Genomic DNA, 22,665 nt, shown 5'->3' with positions numbered 1-22,665 from the left:
TGATCGGGCTCAGGCGACAGCCTCGGCTTCGGCGTTCTGCGCCGCAGTGGAGAGCGTGTCCACCAGGTCGTTGAGCGTCTTGTGCACATCGGCCATGCCGCTCTGCACCATGCCGCGAAAGTAGAAGTACATGAACATGGCGGGGATGGCGAGCATGAGGCCGCCAGCCGTGGCGACCAGCGCCTCGCCAATGCCGCCTGCCAGCTCCGTGGCCTCCGCCTTGCCGGCGGTGAGGGCGGAGAAGCTGGTGATCATGCCGCCCACGGTGCCGAGCAGGCCGATCATCGGGGCCATGACGGCGAAGGTGTTGAGGTAGTTCACCGTCACCATCATCTTGGTTTCCTCGCGGAAGCACTCGTCCGCCACGGCATTCTCCATACCCACCTTGCCCAGATCATGGCGGTGGTAGTTGATCTTGCCCAAGGCCGCCAGCATGGCGCGGCTGAAGAGGCCCGGGCGGCTGTTGCAATACTGGGCAGCAGACTGGACATCGCGCTGCAGCAGATGGTTGCGCAGGGTGGAGACCATGTCATTGGGCATCAGCTTGGCTTTGGACTGGGTGAGCAGGCAATAGAGACCCAGCGCCAGGGTTGCCACTGAGCAGGCGGCGATGACGTGCATGATGGGGCCGCCTTCTTTGTAGAGGTCCAACAGAGACTTGTCGGACTTGTGCGTGGTGTGGGCGGGGGCTTCGGCACCTGCCGGTGCTGATTGCTGGGCCACCGTGAAGCTCACGGAGCTGAACATGAGGAACATGCCGCCGACAATGGCCAGCGGGAGAAGGGTGGGGCGGAGCAGGTGCTTCATGGCGGCTTGGGAAACAGGAAATAAGGGAAAGACAGCGGGCGCTGTGGGTTCAGGGTTCAGGGGGCTTGTTGTTGCTCTCGGGTTTCGCGTAGCGTTTGCGGCGGGCGGATTCCGGCTCTTTGGGGGCATCAGCAGCCGGCTTCTCCATGGGCTTGGCAGGTTCTTCAGGAAGCTCTGGAAGGGTGACGGGCACCTCCAGCGGCAGCTTGTGTTTCATCAGAAACTCGCGTACCTCCCCGGCCTCTTTGGCTTTGGGGTAGAGATGGAGGATGTCCCGCGCGCAATCAGCGGCCGCAGAAAGGTTGCCGTCAAACTGGAGCACGGCGGCCGCCTGCCACAGTCCCGCCGTGGCGGACTCTTCCTGGGTGCCATGGAAGAGGGAGGGCTTGACCGAGCATTCAACCGATTCATGAAACAACCGATTGCGCTCGGGCACGATGAGGTCGTCCTCCTCCCAGCGCGGGTTGTCGGACTGGAGCTGTTTCAGAGCCTCAAAGCTGTGTTTGCCCGTGAAGAGCAGCGCGCGCACTGCGAGCCATTCGTCGGTGCCGTGATCAGCCAGGATCTTCCTGGACTCGCCCAGGGCGTCCTGGGTGCGGTTCAAGGCAACAAGTGCCTGGATCCTGGTCCAGCGGGCCTGCGCGCGGCGCTGGGGATTCCAGTCGTTGGAGATGATGACGTCGCAGATGTCCAGGGCCTTGGAGCGGGTGGCTGGGGCAGGGCTGGCCACGCAGGCGTTGGCATAGGCCAAACCCAGGTCACCGCCGGGGTGATTGGGGCGGCTCAGCAGCGGAAGGACCGCCTCCCAACGGCTCGCCAGACGGGCTCCGTCCCTGGCGGCATCGGTCGTGCGCAGCAGGGCGTGAAACTCCTCGTCCATGAGGAAATCGGCAGACCGGATTTCCGTCCAGGGCACCTCGCGGGTCATGAGGCCCATGGCTCCCGCAGGGCGGTATTCAATGCGCAGCATTTCGGCGGTGCTGCTGACAATACGGCAGGGTACGGCGGCACCGTTTTGCAGCACCACCACATCGGACTTGGGGCCAGCAGGGGCTTGTGCAGAGAGCTGGCTCGCCGCGAGACCGAGGCACAGGCAAATGCTGAGGGCGGGCAGCGTTCTCATGGAATGGAGGAGGTGGAAGCCTGCGGTGTTTCGGCGCCTTCTACGGGCCGACGATCCCGCCAGGAGGGATCCCGTGCGTCCAACAGGACGATGGCCTTCTGGTGCACGGGCTGGGCGGAGAGTTCCAACCGCTCCGCGAGTTCACGGTAAACGGCCTCGGCCTTGCGGGGTTCACTCAGGCGGTCCAGTGCCTCGGCTCGTTTGAAGTAAGCCAGGGCCACTTCAGGAAGATACTTGCCATAGGAGATGTACACCCGCTCAAAGTAAGCGGTGGCTTTGAGGTCCTGCTTTTGGGCCGTCATCAGGTCTCCCAGCTTGAGCAGGGTGGTGGCCTTGAGCTGCCTTGGCACAGTGGGCATTTCCAGGATCTTTTCCATCTCCGCCTGGGCATCTTTGTATTTGCCCTGATCAACGAACAACCCTCCCTTGATGGAGGCTACTTCCCCAAGCAGCGGGGAGTTGAGGGTTTCGGTCTCGAACCGGGCAAGTGCCTTGAGCGCCTCGTCAGGTTTCTTCTCTGACAGGGCAATCAAGCCCAGACCGAGAAAAACACGATCTTTTTCAAAGGCTCGTGGATGCCACTTGCGCAGGTCCACGTAGAGCTTGCGTGCCTCGTCCAGCCGTCCGGATTCGCGCAGGGCGTCAGCGACGTCGGCCACAATGCGGGGGCTGTGTTCCTTCGCGTTGAGGCGGGGGGCGAGTTCGAGGAGCCAGCGGCGACAGTTGTCGGGGTCCGCCTTGCGCCAGAGCACCGCACGAGCCCAACCCGTGCGCAGAGCCAGGAGCGGGCGGAGCGTGCCTGCCTTCTGCGTCAGATCACCCAGCCGGACCTGTAGTTCCTGCCTTCCCTCCGGACCGGGATAGAGCCTGGGCAGGGCGGTCAGAATGTCCTCGACCCCTGGAGTGTCGGCCGTGTTGCCGTGCTTCTCAATGGCGTCCCAGTAGGCGGTGCGGGCTTCTTCGCGTTTCCCGGCGCTGTCGTAAGTCCATCCGATCCAGTACACGGCCTCCGCAATGCGCATGCTCCGGGGATTCTCCAGAATGAAGCGTTCGTAGTGGGAGCGCATGGCGTCAAAGCGTTCGGCCAGCTTGTAGATGTTACCGGTGCGAAACCAGGCGTCCTCGTGAAAGCGGGGATTGGCCGCCCGGTCGATGGTCTGGTAGGCTTTGATCGCTTCGTCAATACGGCCTTCCGCTCCGAAAGCATCGCCCAGCAGAAGCTTGCCTTCCTCAGCGTACTGGGAGCCTCGATTGGCAGAGATGAACGACTGGAGCTCGCGGATGGAGCGGGGATATTCGGCCAGGCCAAAGCTGGAGAAGGCGATGCGGAACTGGGCATCCTGCGTGTAGCGGGCGTGCTGGGGGTAGCGCTTCAGATACGCCTCCATCTGACTGCGGGCTTGGGCGTGCTGCTTGGCGAAGGATCTGCCCATTCCGGTCCAGTAGAAGGCTTCTTCAATCAGATCCGTGGCGTTGGGATGTTTCTTGGGCAGTTCAGAGAAAGCATCTTCTGCCTCCCGGTTGAGATCCTGCTCCAGCAGGCAGATGCCTTCCATGAAAAGGGCTCGTGCTGCCATCTCATGCTGCGGGTGTTTCTGATGCACCTCAGCAAAGATCATCTCTGCGGCTTCCGGACGATGGTCGCCCTGCAGGGCGCTGGCCTTGAGGAAAAGCACCGTGGGCAGCTCGGCGGGGCTGGTGGGGCCAAACTTTTCGATCCAGGTGTCTGCCGCGGTGACAGCCTTGTCCCAACGCTGGATCTGCATCCAGCACTGCACCAGGCTGAGGGAGGCCTTTTTCACCACATCATCGGGGGGCATGTGGTTCAGCATGTCGTCGAGGATGAGAGCGCACTCGCGATAGCGACCCAGATCCCGGTAGGCGCTGGCGATGCGAAGCCTGAGGGCAGGATCGAAACTGGGCAGCTTCTCAAACTGCTCCAATTCGCGCTGGATGCGGGAGATGAGAGACTCATACTGAAACGCCAGATATTCCTGCCCGGGCGTCTTCTTTGCCACTTCCAGTCGCGTGGTAAAGGCGGCCAGAGAGGCCTGTTGCGTGCGCAGGAGCTTCTCCCGGCTCCAGATCCGCTGGAGCACGTAGATGGCATCATAGCTTTTCCCTGACTCCAGCAGGCGTGATCCAAGCTGCAGACAGAGGGTGTGGTAGGCGACGGCTTGGGTAATTTCCTGAAGATGGGGCGCAGTGTCCTTCACCAGAGCCAGCGCACCCGCCTCCTCATTGCTTTCCAGCAGGGCGTGCAGCCTGAGTACCGTGGCCCGTCCGGCGGCTTCGCGGTTGACCTGACGAAGCGGGGCAATCTGATTTGCAAAGAAGGTGGCTGCACCCTTGAAGTCGTCCTTCATGATGAAGCACATGCCGTAGAGGATGACAGACTCTGTCCGGCGCCCCGCATGCACCCGTCGCTGGACCTCGTTGAGGCGGACGACATAGGGCAGTTTCTCCCCGTAGAATTCGCCAAAGGCCTTTTGTGCTGCATCAAAGTCCTGCACCTGGAACTGGCAGATGCCCTTCCAGAAGGCAAGCTCATCACTCGAGCCGGGATCAATCTGCGGATCTTTGAGCACCTCTTCCAGCAGAGGGAGTGTCTCGGCGTACTTATTTTGCCGGAGCTTGGTGCTCACCAGCAGAGGCTTCATGCGTTTGGCGGCCTCGGCGGTCTCCGCCACGCCCCCGTACGTGTCGATGAACTTGGTGAAAAGCGTCTCTGCCTGGGCCCAGTCACCTGCATCGAAAGCCGAACGCGCTGCATTGAAGAGCTCCGTGGGCGTAAGTTCTGTCGCATCCTGGGCGGCTGCCTGACGGGGCAGTGCGAAGGAGAGCCACCACAACAGGAGCAGGATGAAGGAGGTGGTGGGCTTGAGCATGGCGAGGGGCCGATCTATGGGATGCCGTGGCAGAAGTGGCAAGAGGGTCCGCGTTAAGAATTTGTCAGAAGGAGCAGGCGGTGTTGAGGATAGAACCCGTCGACTGCGTTTGAAGCTGCCTCTAGCGGCCTGCTTCCTGCTGTTTGCGTTTCTCCTGGGCTGCGGCGCGGGCGTTCGTTCTTTCCTGGGTTTTCCGATCCAGCTCATTCAGCACTGTGTCAGCTGCGGCCTTTTCACGGGTCACCTTTTGATGCACCTCCTGCCGCAGCAGTTCGTCTTCCAGCACCTGTCCGTCTGCCACAAGCCGCGCCCGCAGCAGATTGTAGTCCAGATCGGCCACCTCCACTTTGTGCTCGACTGCCAGGGCGGCAGCGGTGCCTGCACTTTGCCCCAGCACCATGAGGACCACCTCATTGCGGAACGCTCCCTCCGCAACATGGGAGGCGCTCACACATACCGGAACGAGAAGATTGGTGCACTCTTCGGATTTAGGCAACAACACCTGCAAGCCAACCGGCTGGGGATGGAGCTCCAGCATTGCGGGTGCCTCAATCGCGATGCGGTCGCCCTTGGTAACGTAGGGCATCGAGGGGCTTAGCTTGACGCTGCCGAAGTTCATTCCTACCGGGTCTTCGGTGGACTCCTCACCACGGAGGTGCTTTTCAGTCAGTACTGTGGCTCCGACGAGTCGGCGCGTGCCTGGAACGTTTGATTGGGAGGGCCAGGATCCATTGTCACGCCATTCATCCCGACACAGACCCACCTCCTGCAACTGCTTGCGTACCGGCTCAGGAACGCGTTCGTCATTGGCGAGGGTCCAAAACACGCCAATCAAATGGTCCCGGTGCCGGCGCACGATCTTGCGTCTCGTCTGGAGGTCGGCGTCAAGAAGTTCTGCGGGGACCGTGTTGAACAACGGAGCCAGCTCGAGACCCGGAGTCAACCGGGCCTTGCCATTGGGAAGAGGTTCAAGGTGAAACAGCGATTTGGCTTCCAGCTTTTCCGCCACACGGACGAGCAATTCGTACTCTCTGGGGTCGTAGCTGGCGGGCTTGGGCCAGGGCAACCGGTTCGCAGCCACTTTGGTCACACAAATGGCCAATGTTCCCGTCGGATTGGCAGGACACTCGGAACCCGCTTCACCGGGGGCGGAGACGGCGACACCAGCAATGAGCGGACTTTGGGGATCTCCTTCAACCGTACGCGCATCGAGATTCCACTTGGCCCATTTACTGCCGACATCAACTGGGCGGATGCCATTGAGGGTTTCACCGTAGGTCACATTGGCCTCTCTCCCGGTGCGGTGCGTCACGCCTGCCAGAGCCATGAGCTGCCCATCATAGCTGGCATCAAGAAATACCTTGCCGGCGTACACATCGTCACCTTTCAAGTGGATTGAGGTGAGCCGTCGCTCTTCCTTGTTTACCCCTTCCTGCTGCTCCAGGGAGTGTCCTAAAATCACGTGAACCCGCGCTTCGCGAAGCATGTCGTCCAGGATTCGTCCGGCGACGTGCGGCTCGTAGTTCCACATCCGCTGATTGTCGGGTTCCGATGCTACGGGTGAGAACCCCGCGAAGGAGTCACGCTTCTGAAAAGTCCAGTGTGCGTCGTCGATGTACCAGTTCCAAATGCGGTGGTGAAATTCGCGGGCAATCCCCCCCACCAGATGGGAGTACTTCGGCTCCATGGCCGTGCCACCGTTCGTGAGCTGGCCACCCAGATAACGGGAGGGTTCGATCAATGCGACCTTGCGCCCCATCCGGGCAGCTTGAATGCTGGCTGCGATGCCTGCGGGGCTGCCACCATAGACGACCACATCATATTCATAGGTGGCTGCGGTTGCACTGGTGAAGCCGAATGCAGATGCCGCCAGCAACGGGATCAGACGGAGAAACACTGAGGAAAAATTCATGAGAAACAGGTCCGGTAATTCGTCGTGAGATTGGGGCAAGCAAGGTCAGCGCTTGTTCTCGGGAGTGCGTTGTTTCTGCCGTTGCGCCCGGGCTTCAGCCCGTTCCTGAGTCTTGCGGTCAAGTTCCTTCAACACCCATTCCGCAGCCTTGCGTTCCCGGGCGATCCGTTGGGCCACTTCCTTCTTCTTCAGATCCAGTTCCTCATCGACGGTGCCACGTTTTCGGTCGGTGATGACCACTCCGTTCAGCCGTGGGTTCTCCTGGTCAACATAGACCACTAGATAGGCATGGTCCTCCGTCAGGGGCTCGTAGGGGGCCATGACCTCACTCCCTTTGAACGTCAGAGCAAAACTGCCCACAGCAGCCAGCTCGGTGAGATGCATGGGTTGGAGGGGTTCAAGCGTCATCTCCGCTCCATTCAATGCCAAAGACTGGGGCCGGGATTGAGCGTCACAGTTCAGCAGTGTGAGCGTGGTCTTTCCGGGCGAAGGCAGATGTTGAAGAGGAAGCAGGGCGAGTTTGGTAGTTGGGGCACTGCCGTTTTCACCTTTCACGACAAGGGCATGCACCAGAAGGTTGAGCCGCTCGTTGACCTTTAAGACGAATTTCTGCTCCACGTCAGTGGGGCATGCTGGATGAGACACTTTGATCGTCACAGAACCGGGCGTCACGGTGCATTCACCAGTTTCGCCACCCTTGGACAAGGCTCGGGACTCATCCTGCCGGTTGTTGGTGAGGACCGTCACCTCACCTTCCAGACCGGTGACGTTCACCACATTGACATAAGCCGCCGGTGGCGGTGGTGCAGGTTCACTGGGCGATTGTGCCAGCAAGCCCCGGGTCGTCAGGCAGGAGGCAAGCACGAGGAGCAGGAAAGTCCGCATGGTGATAAGATCAAAGGTTCTTTTCATAGGCGATCTGAACGTCCTGACCGATGACTTTGCCAGCGGCGTCGTAGATGGGTTCTAGGAGAATATCCATGACCTTGGGACGCATGCCGACCACATTGCTGTTCTTGTCCAGCACCTGTGTGACCAGATACATCCTGAAGGTCCGGCTCTGGAAAGTGACCAGCGGCAGAAGACGTCGGTAGAACTCCTCACGGCCACGATCATCCAGGCCCGGGTCTGCGCCGCTTAGCATCGGCCGCATCGAGGGAGGGCTGGGGATGTCTGCCGTGGCCACAGTCGGCCATGAGTTCACATTTCCGAAGTAGGGGATCTGCGTGGCGGGTGAAGAAGGATTGGCAACCATGAGCGCGGAGAGATCACCAGGTGTGGCGAGCACGGTGCCCGGGTTGGCTGCGGCCAGATCGGAAATGCCCTTGGCCAGAACGCTGCCCGCTCCGGTGTTGATATTGCTACAGGGGTGGAACACGGAGCCACTGGTCATCCCTCCATTGCGAACGATGCCATCGGTCGAGGTTTCCACCCCGTTGACCACAGCCCGTTCACCGCGAATTTCGACTCCTGCGACCAGAGAACGGATAACTTCTGGGGAGGCGCTGTTGATGTTCACCAGACCCTTGAAGGTCCTCTTTTCATCCAGGCAAAGAATGTCCAGGAGATCTGAGGCCCGTGTTCCGGGGGTGTTGAACGGAGCCAGTTCTGGGGAGCCGATGCGTAGCGTGCTGCCACCGCCTTGAAAATGCCGGGATCCACCGCCTGTGGCGCGGGTCCAGGCGTTGGGATCGAAGACAAACCCCAACTCCCCAAGCGACTCGTAGTATCCAGGGCCCGTGTAGTTCGCCGGATAGTCGTCCACTGGGTGTTTCACATGGGAAGGTGCTTTTTCGGGCAGAGGAGGCGTTGTCACCGGTCGCTGCTGGAGGTGAATGTCTGGTGTTTCGGTTTCCAGCGGTGCGATATTGAACTGGTTGGGCTGGGTCTGATGTCCAGGATCACTCAGCCACTGGCTAGGATTGAAGCTGTCACCAAAGGTGCTCTTTACCGCGCCCCCGCCCCAGAGGCAGTTGTTGATGTATTTGGCCTCACGATAGTAGTAGCCGCGGTTGCCAGATGCGTCACCACCGCTGGACGCCAAACCCGCCGTGTAGAGTGTGCCACGAGGATCGCCAGCGGGTTGCGAACTGTCACCAATGCCTGAACTGGCGAAGAACCATTTGCCCAGTCCAGCTTTGTCATTCGTGCTGCCCGGCTGTCTGTAGGGACGGTTGATATTGTCAGGCCTGCGCGTGCGGTCGGCCAGCTTGCCGTTCCAGAAGATCTGGTAGCCGCCGTCGAAAAGAGACTGGATACCTGCCGCATCGTCTGGGCACATGCGGAAGTTGGGGTCCTGGATGCGGCTCTTGGCCAGACCAGTTGCTCTCAGCGTATGCACATCATACCAGGGCACGTGAATGCATTCGTTGGGTCCCAGACTGATGTGCTTCAAGGGTAGGTTCAGGTGTGGCAGTGTGGGGCGGCTCCCTCCGGCGATGTTCTCCCCTTGCAGCATGCAGTTCACCACGGTGCGGCCCTCTGTGAAGCGGACCTCCAGATCACCTTCGATCTCACGGTCCGTGGGATTCCATAGTGCCACCCAGACGGAGACCTGCATGGTGACGGAGGAGTCGTCCCAAGCGGAGTTCAGGAACCGCGTAGCATACCCTACGCAGAACGGCTGGAGATCGATGCCGCGGTACTTGGGAACATTGATGTCACCCGGACCATAGCCGGTTGTGGTTGTGCTCTTGACCCAGGAAGGATCCACAGAAGGCGTCTGGTCCCGGTCCGCATAGTCGATGATGTTCGCAGCGAGGGAGTAAACATACTCGTCCTCCGTCATGAGCTTGCCGTAGGGCGCACCTTGATAAGCACTGTTGAGGCCGGTGTTCATCACATTGCCTCCTGCCCGGGTTCTGGCGAAATTGGGCAGCGAACTTTTAATGTGTTCCGCCAGTTCGGTGATGGCTGCATTGCGTTCACCAGAGCCGGTGGGCGAAGTGTCACCTTCAGCCCTTTCGATGAGTTTGTTGATGGCGAGTTTTGGCTTGCCCCACATCGAGGCAGCAATGCTTGCCTTTCTTGGAATGACCTCATGTTCCACACCAGCCGGCATGCTGAAGTTGATGTTCTTCTTGAGCATCAACTCGGCCGCCGTGGTGCTCATGCCGACCTGCTTGTAGGTGTCATTGGTCAACGCATAGTGCCGCTTGTTGACCAGGTCATTGTCCTGCGTGGAGGTGGTGCTGTTGTCCAGATTCGGGAATGTGGTTCCTGGTATTCCGGGTGTCGGGGGAAAGAGCGTGTAGAGGGCCACCTGACGAAGCTGATCTTCGCTCTTCGCAGGCTGGCCGCGCAGGTGGGTAAAGTTTGGTCCGCTGGTATTGCCCACGAGGTCTCCGTCTAGTTTGCCGGCCAGATCCTCCACCCAGTAGCAGTAGCGCACCCGCAGATCCTGTCCCTTGGCCCGTGGATCATTGGGGTTCGCGGAAAGTGGGGCTGTGCCTGCCGCATCAGGGCGAAAGTCGAGATACTCCCAGCGAGGAGCCAGTGGCGTGTCCGACCAGCCTCCCGCACCGGTGCCAGGCACGAACTTGGTAAAGTCACTGAACTTTTCACCTGTGTCCATCACGGCTGTTTCCAGTGTGTTCCCACCAGGTCTGGGCACGAGAGTGGAGGTTGTCAGCGTCGTCTTGGCACCGCTGATCAGCGGCTGATACTGCCACTGATTGGTAGCGGGATCGTAGGCGGCCGTGAGATAGACCACCGGACGCAGGTGGGAGGCGGACGATCCGGTCTGCTGACGACGGAACACAACGAAGTCACCGGACTTTTCGATCTGGCGGAATGCCTTCCTCGTCGCAGCGCGGAAGGCGGATTCCACGGCCAGGGTGGTGCGGTAGTCGTTGAAGTGCGAACGAGAGACAGCCAGCTCGGTGTTGTTGGTGGCGAACGAGCCGACCAGCAGCACGACAAGAAGCGCCAGGATCATGATCGTGGCGATGAGGGTGAAGCCCTTCTGGCTTCGCTTTCGGCGCTGCGCCGGTGATACAGGAAATGGCAGCTTCATGGTTTGTTGATGGCGACGGAAGTATTGGCGAAAGAGAGCCCCTGCAGCTCAGCAGGGGTGAGCACCTGGTCGGCACCAGCAAATCCATCGAGCTTGCCGTCGCTGATGTCCCGTTGGGCATTGGTTCCGAGCGTGGCGATGGTCGAAGGAGTCATGCGGGCCAGTTTTGCTGCGTCCGCGACGACGAGACGAACTTCGACGACGTCCGGCGCGGAGTAGTCGGGATCGTATTCAGCCAATTTGGGCAACGGGCCGGCATGCTCTGGGGAAAGGTTGGGTCTGGGCCAGGGATCCGTAGCCACGCCGGCGATTCTCCCGGTCAGGATGTTCTGCAACTGCAACGGCGTCATGGGGGCACCCGTCGGTGAGGCAACCTGCCTGCGTAGTCTCATAGGGACCACTTCGAAGGCCATGACGCGCATGCCAAGGTTCTCGGAAACTGCCTCCGGAACGGAGGTGCCAGTGCCTGAGGGGATGCTGGCATCTTTCCAAGGCTGGTCAGCCAGGCTTGGAGTTGTGGGCACCTGGGGTTCGACGGTCGGCGCGGCTGCATTGATAAAGCCATCAATGCGTGCCTTTACCGCCTTGTAGGTGGCGTTGCTGTCACTGAAAGTGCGGACCAGCGGACGGTCTGGGTGCGCGGTGTCGAGCTTGTAGGAAATGATGCAAAGATCGCTCTTGGGGGTGGTGGCAGCCTGGGAGGAGGGATCTTGGGAAAGCTGATCCTGAACGGCCAGGAAGGAGATCACTGAAGAACTGCCCGGGTCGCCGGGAATGATATAGAAAGGAACAAGGCCTTTCTTGCGGTCACCACGGGTGAACATGGCTTTGATGTCCGACCGGATGAGACCGAGGAGGGATCGGGTCTCCTGGGCTGCGTCCGTCTTGCGTCGCAGGTTCACCCACAGGTCCTGTGAGGAGCCCAGCACCTGCACAAGCAGGAGCAGAAGCACAGACGATACCGATGCCGCCACCATGATTTCCACCAAGGTGAAACCACGGAGTGGACGCTGGGGCTTGAGAGTCATGCAGGTGAGGTTCAAGGATTGAATGCAGAGCTGGAGACGGCTCAGCGAAGGGCCGCATCAACGGAACTCCATGATCTTGTAAAACTCGTATTTGCGACGGAACTGCCGGGCGAGATGCGCAGGGGCTTCGACACTCACCATGACCCTTTTGACGACCCCGGTGCCAGCGGGCGGCGTGACGGGGGCGGTCGGTGCCGTGCCCGCAGTCTGATAGCGGGACTCGTCTGCAAACGAAAGTCCCACCAGATACCGGCCGTCAAGCTGATCAGAGCCATTTTCATACAGGTCTGACGACCCTGTGCCGCCTATGGAGATGGCCGAAAGGTTCTCGGAAAATACCCATGTAAACGGAGTATTGTCGTAGCGCTCTGTCGCGGGCGCAATCTGGGCACCGTACGGTGTTGTGGGGCTGGTGGGAGGGTTCAGGATGCGGTTGCGGTCATCGTTTGCCGCGCCGCTTTGCGGTTGGGACAGGTCCGTGAACACCTTTGCAGCGAGTTGACTGGCGGCCGTCATTTCGCGGTTGGTCAGGGCGAATTCCGTGGTGATGGCAGTGAGGCCCATCAGCACGAGAATAGAACCACCAAAGATGCCCATGGCTATGGTCACCTCAATGAGGGAGAAACCAGCGGTTGTCGGACGGCAGCTCTGGACAGGGGAGCCAGACTCTGGCTTGCAGGTCATGATCTTCATGGGGTGGGTGGAGTTGGAGCTCCCGCAGCGGTGTCATCGTAGTACCGGCTGATGCCGGTAAGGCGGGTCATGCGAACACCTTCGATCCTTGGGGGATTGTGATTGGGGGCGACGCTGGTGGCTGTTCCCGCCATATCCACCCTGCCTTCAACCAGCAGCACATCCAGATTCGGCACCACGGCGGTAAGGCGCGGAGATGCCACGGCGCCATTGGGGGCGAAAACGATCCCCGGAAGCATTTTGAAAGTGTTGCCGCTCATGAAGCGGAGTTCGACTTCTGGATAGCCTGCTCCGGTAATGCCCCGCACGCGGTATTGGTCCAGCGTCAGCGGCAGATCAAGAATCGTTGGCTTCCCCGTCAGACCTTTGGCAAAACAAACTCCGTCAGGGAGGCTCTTCCATTCCGTCACCTGCTTGGAATCAGTGGTGTACTGACCATCGGTTCCGGGTGAGCCCACTTCGAACACGGCGTACTTGCTGAGGTTCAGTGGCTCCACGGACTCTGGCGGCACCCCGTCCACCACCATCAGCGCGACATACTTGCGGGTGGCGATGGCATGGGCGCGAGCCTGGTCCAGTGTCCCCTTCAATGTGGTTACCGCTGTCTGCCGACGCGGAGTGGACATGTTGGAGAGGCCGGCGATGCCCACTCCCATCATGATGGCGATGATCGCCATCACCACGGTGACCTCCACCAGCGTCATGCCAGCGGAGCGGGTGCGGGGAAGAGGTTGCAGGTAACAACCAAATGAGCCTGAGCGAGGGGGTCTCATGAACGGGCCGGGGGGGGTGGAAGGAAGGGCCGCTGCTTATAACGTTCCAGCAGAGGTAATGTAAACACAGGGCATGTAAGCCTTTCGTGACATGCCACATCGCCTGATGATGCAGAGCTCTAGGGACGCATGGAGCATAATTTGCTCCATGTAGAGACAGAACGAAGTCCGATCGCGGCGTATCCCTTTCGTTGTCCTCGTTGACCGTAACTCATTGAACTAAAGGGGTGAAATGATCGGCTCGGCAAGGGTGCCCCCAAAGTTATGCACGAATATTGCGTGATAAGGAACGCGCCTTCGATTGGGGATGTCTATCGCGCAACAGCTGGCACGACAAGGCGTCGCGCCGCCGGCCTGCCGGCGGGAAGCGTGACGCCCTTGTGACTTTGACAGGTGCGTTACAGTTTCTCCAAGTCGAAGTGCCTGACACGCTGTTTCAGTTGGAAGCACTTTGAGGCCCTGTCGTGGACACTGCGAGCAGCCGTTTTAGCATGTCCGCCAGACGATAGCCCGCCAGGGTCACGCGTCGTTCACAAATCGCTCTGGCTTTCTTGGTGTACCCCTCGGGAAGAACCGGTGTATTGAGTTGTTTCCCAACAGCATACCGCAGGTTGCCCTGGAGATAGGCTTCCTGAATGGCGAGCTCTCTTCCTTCAAGGCTCCAGGATTCAGGTGACAGATTCTTCTGCAGTTCTGTGGCGGCACTCCGGGGGTGTTCAGTTTCAAGCAGGATGGCCTTGTTGAGCGCCTCACGGGAACTTCCCGCATCGGCGGCTCTGGCTCCGCCAAGCTGGCTGTCCCACACCATGTGAAGATTGATGGCCTTGGACTCTTTATCCGGCCGGACAAAGGTGCTGTTGCCTCCACGATCCCCTTCAGGAGCGGGGAAGTCGTTGTTGGTCAACGAAGCACAGTGAAGCGGCTGGTGAACATCTCCCACCAGATGAATCAGCCAACTGACCATCTCGCCCTTCTCCTGCGTGGGTGTTGTCGGGCTGGCGATCACGCGTTCGCACTCTTTGATGCCGACCAGTACATCGTTGGTCGGATTGGGGGCTGGCTCTTTGGGGAAGAGTGGCGGTACTAGCGGATAATCCACATAGTGCCACTCGGGATGGGTGGCTGAATTGTTCTTGTCACGGATATCATCTGCCCACAGGCTGGCGGCCATGGCAGCGTACAGGCCTTTGCTCAGGCCGGGAACGTCTGCGGGATAGGAGGACATCCAGTCATTGTATTTGGGGTGGGCCTTCAAGAGTGCGTGCGCCTGCTCTTGTTCCTGCGGGCTCAACTGACGCCATGCCACGGAAGTGACAACCATGTGACCTGTACCCCACCATGCAGAAGCGGGTATTATGGAGGCGGCAAAGAGCGACAAGGTGCAGAGGATTGTGGCAATGGGTTTCACAATGAGGTGAGTGAGGTGGAATTATCAGACAGATTTCGTGTTATCTGCACAGGAGTTGATCAGCAGGTGAAGAGCCTAGGGGAAGTCGGGTGACGGAAACAACCCTGCCAAGGTGAAGAAGTTGTTGCATGCGTAAGATGGATTCATGGCGTGTGCAAGCAATGTGACGGTAACTTCTGGTGGATGTGAAAGTGCGTGGAGTAACTCATTCAAGGGTGACGTGAACGTTGGTTGATGGGGGTGCTATCCGAATGGAACTAGCTATGCACTCATCCATCCCAAAAGCCCTCCACACATGGACAAGTTTGTTTACTCCTCTGACAAAGAAATGTGCCGATCAAGAAGGTCCGCCAATCGAAATAGCACGCCCAGAAAGGTGGGTCACATCCAGAAGTCCTTGTTAGTCAGTGGACTTGTGGCTTTGTCGGTCATCCTGACGGGCACTGCGGCCTCCGCGGTATCATTGACAGTTGGCGATGCCGGAACACACTCTGTTCTGTACACAGACTTCACACTTGGGAGCAACCCCATCGCAAATCATACTGGTTCGATCAGCTCTTCACAAGCCGGCGGATCCTATGGGATCGGGAGCCAGAATGCAGTCGCATCTGTGGCATCCGGCAGCTTTGCAACCCCGGGGTTTTCGCTGACCATTACCAACAATACGGGGTCCATCCTCAATTCGCTAACCTTTGAGGGGAGCATCATTGTCTTCAAGGACAACAGCAGCAACCTCAATGAGGCATTGACGGCGTCCGTGGCTTCAGGACCCGCGGTGGATGTCAGTGCACTAACTCTCCGTTTGGGGCCATTCAATGACGGGAATAGTGCATCGACCGTGTTCACAACTCCCAAGACCGCTGCATTTGATGTGGACATTCTCGGGCTCAATCTCGGAGTCGGACAGTCCATCACGATTCGGTGGTTGGATTCAAATGACGGCGGGACTGACGGTATGTTTGGTATCAAGGATCTGTCGCTGAAGTGGGACGTGGCCACAGTTTCGGTTGTCAACTACTGGGACAGCAATGGAGCCTCGGCAGGTGTTGGCGGAAGTGGTGTTTGGACTCCGTCCAGCCTCAACTGGAACAACGACGTTGGTACCGGAACGCCGGCGGCGTTTGATCCGACGAAGGAACTGGTTTTTGGTGGTACAGCAGGAACGATAACACTGGATGATTCAGCAGGGGTGATTGAACACGATCACAATCTTAAGTTTGCATCCGACGGTTATGTTCTCCAAGGTGGCGCGCTGGGGCTTGTCGGATCATCTGGTTCGCCGACAATCTCAGTCGCTACGGCAGGCCACACTGCGACAATCAACAGCATCATTTCGGGATTCAGCGGTCTCACCAAAGCTGGCCTGGGCAAGCTGGTGCTTGGTGGTGACAACTCTTCCACCTTGCTTGGTGATATTGGCATCAATGGCGGGGTGCTTCAGATCAGTGCCGAAGAAAATCTCGGGGATGTCAGCAACAAGATTGTTTTGGGAGGGGGTACACTTGCCACTACGGAGGACATCAGTCTGGACGCAGCCAGAGAGCTCGTCGGCAGTGGCGGGCTCGATGTGGCTGACGGGAAAACTCTGACGGTGAATGGAGGAGCCACTTTCACCGCGATGACTTTCTCCAACTCGGGCACCGTTGATCTACAAGGTTCGACCAACGATCTGGGCGCAGTCACCCTCTCTGGCAATGCCACGGTAAAGGGCAATGACGCCACCGCTGCCAACATCACGGCCAGCCATGCCGGTACAGCGACGATTCAGAACAATCTCAACCTTGGCGCTGTTGACCGGACGATCACCGTGAGCAACGCGGCGGCTGTCTTGGCCCTGCGGGGCACCCTGACAGGAACCCGGATCATCAAGGCTGGCGCTGGGACGCTTGAGGCTACAGGAGACAACTCGGGACTCTCTGCGGGTTTCCAGCTGGGTTCTTCGGCAGCCACGCCCACCAACGGTGGCACGCTGAAGATCGGCCATAAGAACGGTCTGGGTACCACAGCCCAGTTCCGTTTTAACTACGGTACTCTGCATGCCGTGACAGATCTGACAGGAGAGAATGCGCTGGCTAACAGCCTGAGCATTGGGGGGCGTGCAGGTGCCGCGGCCAATTTCAGCGGCAGCGACATGGAGATCAATGGTGCCGTGGGATTCTTCCGTGCCACCGGCACCAGCGGCCAGCTCGAGCTCAATACGATGAACACCACCATCCTCAATGGAGATCGCAGTGGTGATTCCGGTACCGCCACCGTCACAGGTCTCACTTTGGGGGGCACGGGCAAGCTGATCCTAAACGGCAACTGGAGCACCAACACCTTTGCCGTCACCCTCGCCCAGTCCGTCACCACGGAAATCAACAACGTTTTCACCGGCAATGTCACGGTGGGTGACAACAATGCCTCCGGTGGTACAACGCCGACTCTCCAAGGTCGGGGTACGCTCACGGGTGCGGTGACCATCAACTCCGATGGCCGTCTTAAGATCGGCAGCACCGGAGATACCGCGGCGCGGGTCATGACCATTTCCGGCAACCTGACTAGCTCGGGCACCATGGAGTTTGACTTGTTCTCGGGCGGCACTGGCGGCGAGGCGGGTTCCTCGGACAAGCTGGCCTTCGGCAGTGGCACCACATCGGTCAATCTGTCTGGCACCCTGGTGATCAACAATGCCGATCTCGACTTTGGCACGACGCCTTGGGCTGATGGTTCCTTCTGGCAGCTCATTGACTGGGGCACGGTGCAGCAGGCCAACCGCACCGTGAGCTACAGCACCATCACCTTTCCTGAGATTGCTGGCTACGAGTGGATCAACACATTGTCCACGGACGGGCGTATCACCCTTTCGGCGGTGCCGGAGCCGGGGCGCATGGTGCTGCTGCTTCTGGGGGGAGGGTTGCTGCTGATCCAGCGTCGCCGCCGTCATCGCGATCAGGAGTGCCTTGCCGGAGTCTAAGGAAATCACTTCACGTTCCATTCCACTTCCACCCTCTGCCCCGCCATGACTGCTGTCACTTCACGCTATGAGCTCCTGGAACAGCTGGGTCAGGGCGGGTCGGGGGTGGTGTACAAGGCCATGGATCTGCAGCTTCAGCGCCCGGTGGCCATCAAGCGGCTGATGCGCTCCCCGGGTGCTGGCGAGACTCATGAAGATGCGGGCCAGCTGCGGCAGGAGGCCTTGTCCCTGTCGGCTCTGCAGCATCCCAACATTGTGACGATCCATGACATTGGCACCGATGAAGACGGGCCGTATGTGGTCATGGAGTATCTGGAAGGCCAGACGCTGGAGCAGGTGGTGGAAGGCGCACCCCTTCCGCTGGAGGAGTTCGCCACCCTGGTGCAGGACACGCTGGGCGGTTTGGGAGCCGCGCATGCTCGCGGCATGCTCCACCGGGATTTGAAGCCTTCCAACATCATGCTGGTGTGGCTGCCCACCTGTGAGATGCAGTTCAAGCTGCTGGATTTTGGCATCGCCAAATACTGCCCGGCCCCCACCACCCAGACCACGGACGTGGAGGGGAGTGTGATGGGCACTGTCTATTTCATGGCTCCCGAGCAGTTCGAACGTGGCACCCTGGACCAGCGTACGGATCTCTATTCGCTGGGATGCTCCTATTACCACGCTCTCACCGGCAACTATCCTTTCACTGCTGACAGTGCGGCTGGAGTGATGGCAGCCCATCTGACGCATGCACCGGGGCCCCTTGCCGAGTGGCGGACGGATCTGCCCCCTGCGGTCGTTGAGTGGGTACTCAGGCTCATGAGCCGTCTGCCTGAAGACCGGCCAGATAGTGCGGCGCAGGCCCTGGCCCTTTTCAAGCTGGCTTTGCAGCCCCCAGTCCGGCCCCTTCCCAAGCCGTCCGTTTCCGCGAATCCACAAGTGATCCGTCCCGTGATCCAGCCGGTGCGCCTGCCCCAGCCTGAAGAGGCTCCTTCCTCAGGCAATGCCATGTCAATCATCGTTCCCGTGATATGTTGCCTCCTGCTTTCTGCGGCAGCCTACGGGTACTGGCACTTTCAGGAATCGAAGAAAAAGTATCAACCTGCGCCAGCCTCCAGTGTCGCGACCAAGACGGTGGCAAACATTGTAGCTGCCGCTCCAGGGGAGGTCGCTTCAGAGCCGGTGCCGCCGGACGGTTCCCCCAAGACGGAGCCTGCCCCAACCCGTGAGGTCAACGTGGCAGCCGTGGCGGATCAGATGCCCGCCAGTCCGCCCGCGGCGATGCAGGAAACAACATCCGCGACTCCGGCCCCGCCCACTCCTCCACCGGCGATGGCGGCAACCGGTGCGCCACTGGATCCCCATGCCTTGGACCAGTTGCGGGCCAGCCTCAACCAGCCGGTGGAGGTGGAGGGCGTGGTGACAAGCGTGGGCGAGAGCAAGTCTGGCAAGACACGGTATGTGAATTTTGCCCGTCGGGCTGGCGAGTCGGTGTCGCTGGCGTTTCGTACGGCGGAGACGGAATCTATATTTCCTAAATCCCGGCTTGAGGCTCTGCAGGGCGTGAAAGTCCGGGCGCGGGGCACGGTCACGGAGTTCAATGGCGGTCTGCTGATCTATATCAAGGATGAGTCAGCACTCGTCAGGGTGGATTGAGGTGGTGGGTCATCTGAGTGTGGGCAAGTGCCCTGCTGCTGTTGCGGGGTTCGAAAGCGGCGTCGAGTCGCACGCACTCCAAGGCCCATCGCGGCATCCGCGTGCGCTGGGGCAACTGGCGCTCCATCTGGCATTCCCGATCAACGTGACAGCGTCTTGGAGTGTTGGTGGCTTGACGCCGCTTCGGTACCCTTTGTGATTTCCTGCAATCTCACGGCTCCAGCAGCGCCCCCTTACGACCTCTCTCTCATCCAGCCTGCCCCAGCGATCACCCTCTGTCAATACACCCCCAACATCGGCCGTAGTTGTCGACGTGAGGAGGCACAAATGTTCCAGTCTATGACGAGGCCGCAAGGAAGAGGACCAAGGGGTCAAGGTATCCGCCGGAGCCTGTAGGAGCGGGGCGTTGGGTTCCCGGACCTCTGCGGCAGAATCACCGCCACAGCCACTACAGTTGGTGCCTCCTCATGTCGACAACTACAGCCGGTGTTGTTTGAGCCTCAGCAGAAGGCTTTGTCCCAGACCCAGCGGGGTCGTAGGCAGGCTGACGAAAGCAGCCTGGCGGAGGTTGAGCATAGGATCGAAGGCGTATCCGGCAGGAGAAAGCGGCGTCGAGCCGCACGCATCTCCAAGACACTGGCGCGACGATGAACGGGCTGGGATGGGAAGGTTCCGGTGGGTGTGCGAATCCTTTCCAACGCTGCTCCGGCCTTATTCCAGGGGTTCTTCATGCCGGCTGTCGGCCTTTTCGAACTTTTTCCACAGCCTCTCAATGGCCTCCTCTGGATCCTCCAGAAGCATGCTCTCCTTGATCTTGCTGGCGTAGATGCCAAAGGAGAATGGCGTCACCACGGGCACCTCGATGAGCTGCCATTGCATCTGATGAGCCCCCTCAAGGAACTGGGAGGCCCGGGGCAGGTCCAGGAAGACATGCGTGGCTTCGCGGATGGACTGTTCCAGCAGCGGGTGGTCCGGCTCGTGTTTGCTCAACACCTGAAACAGGATCTCTCCGCTCCAACGTAGCTGTTTGAGGCGTCGCTCCGCCCCCGGCAGATTGCGAGGCACCATCAGGCCTGTCTGGGCCACCCCACGGAACTGCCACTTCACAAGCTGGCTCTCCGCCAGGGCCGCACGGAGATCCTGTTCCAGATTCTCCGGGTGGAACAAGTCGCGCCACTCTTCCAGTCCGAGTTCCTGGAATTGACGGACAGAGAGGAGGAATCCGTAGTCATCGATGGTCACTAGGGCATTTCCGCCTACGGCCTCTTTCACCCGGTGGGCAATGATGCGGGAGAGCGCATCATTGGCGGACCGGCCGATGAGGGAGTGAAAGAAGAAGTGACAGCGCTCGGGATCCGGCTTTCTCATGGCCCGGCCCGCACCGCGTTTGGGTGGCATGAGGCTGGGCTCTGGTTCGCGGAACTCCTCCCCATCGTCCTCAGGCTCGCGGTAGAGTTCGATGAGAAACAGAGAGTCAGTGGGGATCGCAGAGAATCGGCACTGGTTGCGGCAGTGCTTCACGATGGCGTCCGCATTGACGCTGCTGATGAGGTAGTCCTCCACGAGCCAGTCTGAAGTCTCCGCCGCGGGCTCGTTCGCCTCCAGCCTTGCGGCCAGGCGGGATCGTAGTCGGGTCACCTCCTGGGCGAGACCGCTGGCCAGCGGCATCTTGTTGGCGTTCCAGCTGGGAACAGTGGGCAGACGGCCGTCGGCGGCCTCCACAGTAATTTCCATGACCCCGGTCTCCACCAGCCGCACCGTCCGCCCGGCCAGCACAAAGATGTCTCCGTACTTGAGGTTCTTCACGAAACTCTCCTCCACCTCCCCGAGCCTGCGGCTGCCCAGGTACACACGCACGGCCCCCTCGCTGGCGATGGTGCCGATGTTCACCAGATAGTCCCGCTCCACCTTGCGGTTCGGGGTCATCAGCAGACCTTGTGCATCCTCCACAATCTTGCCGAAGACCTCGCGATAGTTTTCCTCCAGGCTTTTGCCACCACCCATCACATACTGCAGTACCCGGTCAAACTCCGCGCGGCTGAGTCCATGGTAGGGCCAGGCTTGCAGCACCGTCGCATATGCCGTGTCGCGGGTGTAGCCCTTCTGCATGGCCATGCCCACCAGATGCTGGGCCAGCACGTCATAGGGTTTTTGCAGCACGCGGATCGCATCCAGTTGGGTGCGGCGGGTCATGTCCGCACACACCACACACTCCATGAGGTCATTCACATTGGTGGCCACCAGCACGCCATGGCTCTCCTCATGGATGTTGTGACCGCTGCGTCCAATCCGTTGGATGGCGCGGCTGACGCCCTTGGGCGTGGAGATCATCACCGCGCAATCCACCGCCCCGATGTCGATTCCCAGCTCCAGGCTGGTCGAGCACACCACGGCCCGCAGTTCACCTGCCTTGAGGCGGTCTTCCACCTCCAGACGCAGATCCCGGTCGAGCGATGAGTGATGGGTCTCGATGACAGAGGCCAGTTCCGGCAACGCCTGCTTCAGCCGGAGCGACATGCTCTCTGCACCGCTCCGCGTATTGCAAAAGATGATCGTGCTCCGCTTCTGCTCCACCAGCCGCGCCAGATCCTTCATCACCCGCTGGGCCGTCCAGCCTGCCGGCGGGTAGGGATCCCGTCGCAAAGGAGACAGAACTTCCACGCGACGTCTGCGCTCCACCCGGCCCTGCACGATGGCGCAGTCTCGTCCTGTCCCGCACAAAAATCTCGCCAGCTCATCCAGGGGAGCCGCAGTGGCGCTCAGGCCAATGCGCACCAGTCCGGTCATGTCAGGAGGCACGGCCACCACTTTTTCCAACCTCTCCAGAGTCAGGCTGAGATGGGAGCCCCGCTTGTTCTCTGCCAGGGCATGCAACTCATCCACAATCACATGGCGGCAGCCGGAGAGAATTTCCCGGTAACCCTCCTGCGGGAGGAGAATGGCCAGGCTCTCCGGCGTAGTCAGGAGGATGTGAGGGGGCTGTTTGCGAAACTTTGCCCGCTCGGAGGCCGGGGTGTCGCCATTCCGCAGACCGATACGGATGTCCCTTGCCAGGCCCATCTCATGCAGAGGTTCAGAGAGGTTCTTCTGCATGTCATACGTCAGAGCCCGCAGGGGCGAGACGTAGATGGCCAGCGTCTGATGGGGGAGCGGCCCCTCGTCCAGGCGATGCAGCAGGCTGTCCAGCACTCCCAGGAATCCCGCCAGGGTCTTGCCACTGCCGGTGGGCGAGGTGAGCAGCACCGACTGGCCTGCCAGCACATGCGGCAGCGTGACTTCCTGCGCATGAGTGGGCTTGCCAAAACGCCCGGTGAACCAGGCGGCCAGAGCCGGGTGCAGGGAGTCAATCATCGGTCCAACATGGCTGGGAACAGGGCCAATCTGCCAGAAGGCTACGTCTTGCCCGTCTTTGCTGGCCGTA

The 22,665-nt window shown here is 60.0% G+C and carries 13 protein-coding genes; 2 read left to right on the top strand and 11 right to left on the bottom strand.

Features of this window, described 5'->3' with window-relative positions:
• Positions 1-9 precede the first annotated feature (9 nt).
• The 10 genes from BV034_RS32955 to BV034_RS32910 all read right to left on the bottom strand — a co-directional run bounded on the left by BV034_RS32955 (position 10) and on the right by BV034_RS32910 (position 14,647).
• Positions 10-807: a MotA/TolQ/ExbB proton channel family protein gene (locus BV034_RS32955; protein ID WP_050031184.1), complete on the bottom strand. Its 798-nt coding sequence runs from the start codon at positions 805-807 to the stop codon at positions 10-12.
• Positions 808-856: 49 nt separating this feature from the next.
• Positions 857-1,930, bottom strand: coding sequence for a hypothetical protein (locus BV034_RS32950; protein WP_050031183.1), 1,074 nt, complete (start codon positions 1,928-1,930; stop codon positions 857-859).
• Positions 1,927-4,818 (bottom strand): tetratricopeptide repeat protein, encoded by a 2,892-nt coding sequence (locus BV034_RS32945; protein ID WP_050031182.1) that lies wholly within the window; start codon positions 4,816-4,818, stop codon positions 1,927-1,929. The genes BV034_RS32950 and BV034_RS32945 overlap by 4 nt, the downstream gene beginning before the upstream one ends.
• Before the next feature lie 121 nt (positions 4,819-4,939).
• The gene (locus tag BV034_RS32940) at positions 4,940-6,730 is read right to left on the bottom strand and encodes an FAD-dependent oxidoreductase (protein ID WP_050031181.1); all 1,791 of its coding nucleotides are present in this window, start codon (positions 6,728-6,730) and stop codon (positions 4,940-4,942) included.
• Between the two features lie 45 nt (positions 6,731-6,775).
• A complete protein-coding gene (locus tag BV034_RS32935; protein WP_265593748.1) occupies positions 6,776-7,642 on the bottom strand; it encodes a hypothetical protein in 867 nt (288 codons plus the stop codon).
• The gene (locus tag BV034_RS32930) at positions 7,626-10,745 is read right to left on the bottom strand and encodes a hypothetical protein (protein WP_050031179.1); all 3,120 of its coding nucleotides are present in this window, start codon (positions 10,743-10,745) and stop codon (positions 7,626-7,628) included. The genes BV034_RS32935 and BV034_RS32930 overlap by 17 nt, the downstream gene beginning before the upstream one ends.
• Complete coding sequence (locus BV034_RS32925; protein ID WP_050031178.1) at positions 10,742-11,773, bottom strand: prepilin-type N-terminal cleavage/methylation domain-containing protein; 1,032 nt, start codon at positions 11,771-11,773, stop codon at positions 10,742-10,744. Before BV034_RS32925 ends, BV034_RS32930 begins: the two co-directional genes overlap by 4 nt.
• A 57-nt stretch (positions 11,774-11,830) precedes the next feature.
• Entirely contained in the window at positions 11,831-12,466 is a 636-nt protein-coding gene (locus tag BV034_RS32920; protein ID WP_050031177.1) for a hypothetical protein, read from the bottom strand.
• Positions 12,463-13,239: a prepilin-type N-terminal cleavage/methylation domain-containing protein gene (locus BV034_RS32915; protein ID WP_081888319.1), complete on the bottom strand. Its 777-nt coding sequence runs from the start codon at positions 13,237-13,239 to the stop codon at positions 12,463-12,465. The genes BV034_RS32920 and BV034_RS32915 overlap by 4 nt, the downstream gene beginning before the upstream one ends.
• Before the next feature lie 436 nt (positions 13,240-13,675).
• Positions 13,676-14,647, bottom strand: coding sequence for a S1/P1 nuclease (locus BV034_RS32910; RefSeq protein WP_265593747.1), 972 nt, complete (start codon positions 14,645-14,647; stop codon positions 13,676-13,678).
• An 838-nt stretch (positions 14,648-15,485) separates the two neighbouring features.
• On the opposite strand from BV034_RS32910, the gene BV034_RS32905 reads away from it, so the two are divergent.
• Together BV034_RS32905 and BV034_RS32900 are read left to right on the top strand one after the other, a co-directional pair.
• Complete coding sequence (locus BV034_RS32905) at positions 15,486-17,603, top strand: PEP-CTERM sorting domain-containing protein (RefSeq protein ID WP_265593746.1); 2,118 nt, start codon at positions 15,486-15,488, stop codon at positions 17,601-17,603.
• 45 nt (positions 17,604-17,648) lie between these two features.
• A complete protein-coding gene (locus BV034_RS32900; RefSeq protein WP_050031173.1) occupies positions 17,649-19,244 on the top strand; it encodes a serine/threonine protein kinase in 1,596 nt (531 codons plus the stop codon).
• A gap of 711 nt (positions 19,245-19,955) precedes the next feature.
• Here the strand turns inward: BV034_RS32900 and BV034_RS32895 are convergent.
• Complete coding sequence (locus BV034_RS32895) at positions 19,956-22,595, bottom strand: DEAD/DEAH box helicase (RefSeq protein WP_050031172.1); 2,640 nt, start codon at positions 22,593-22,595, stop codon at positions 19,956-19,958.
• Positions 22,596-22,665 lie beyond the last annotated feature (70 nt).

The sequence above is a fragment of the Verrucomicrobium sp. BvORR034 genome (assembly GCF_000739635.1).
GTDB lineage: Bacteria > Verrucomicrobiota > Verrucomicrobiia > Verrucomicrobiales > Verrucomicrobiaceae > Verrucomicrobium.
The sequence above is the reverse complement of the archived record's forward strand: the minus strand, read 5'-3'. Positions and strand labels throughout refer to the sequence as shown.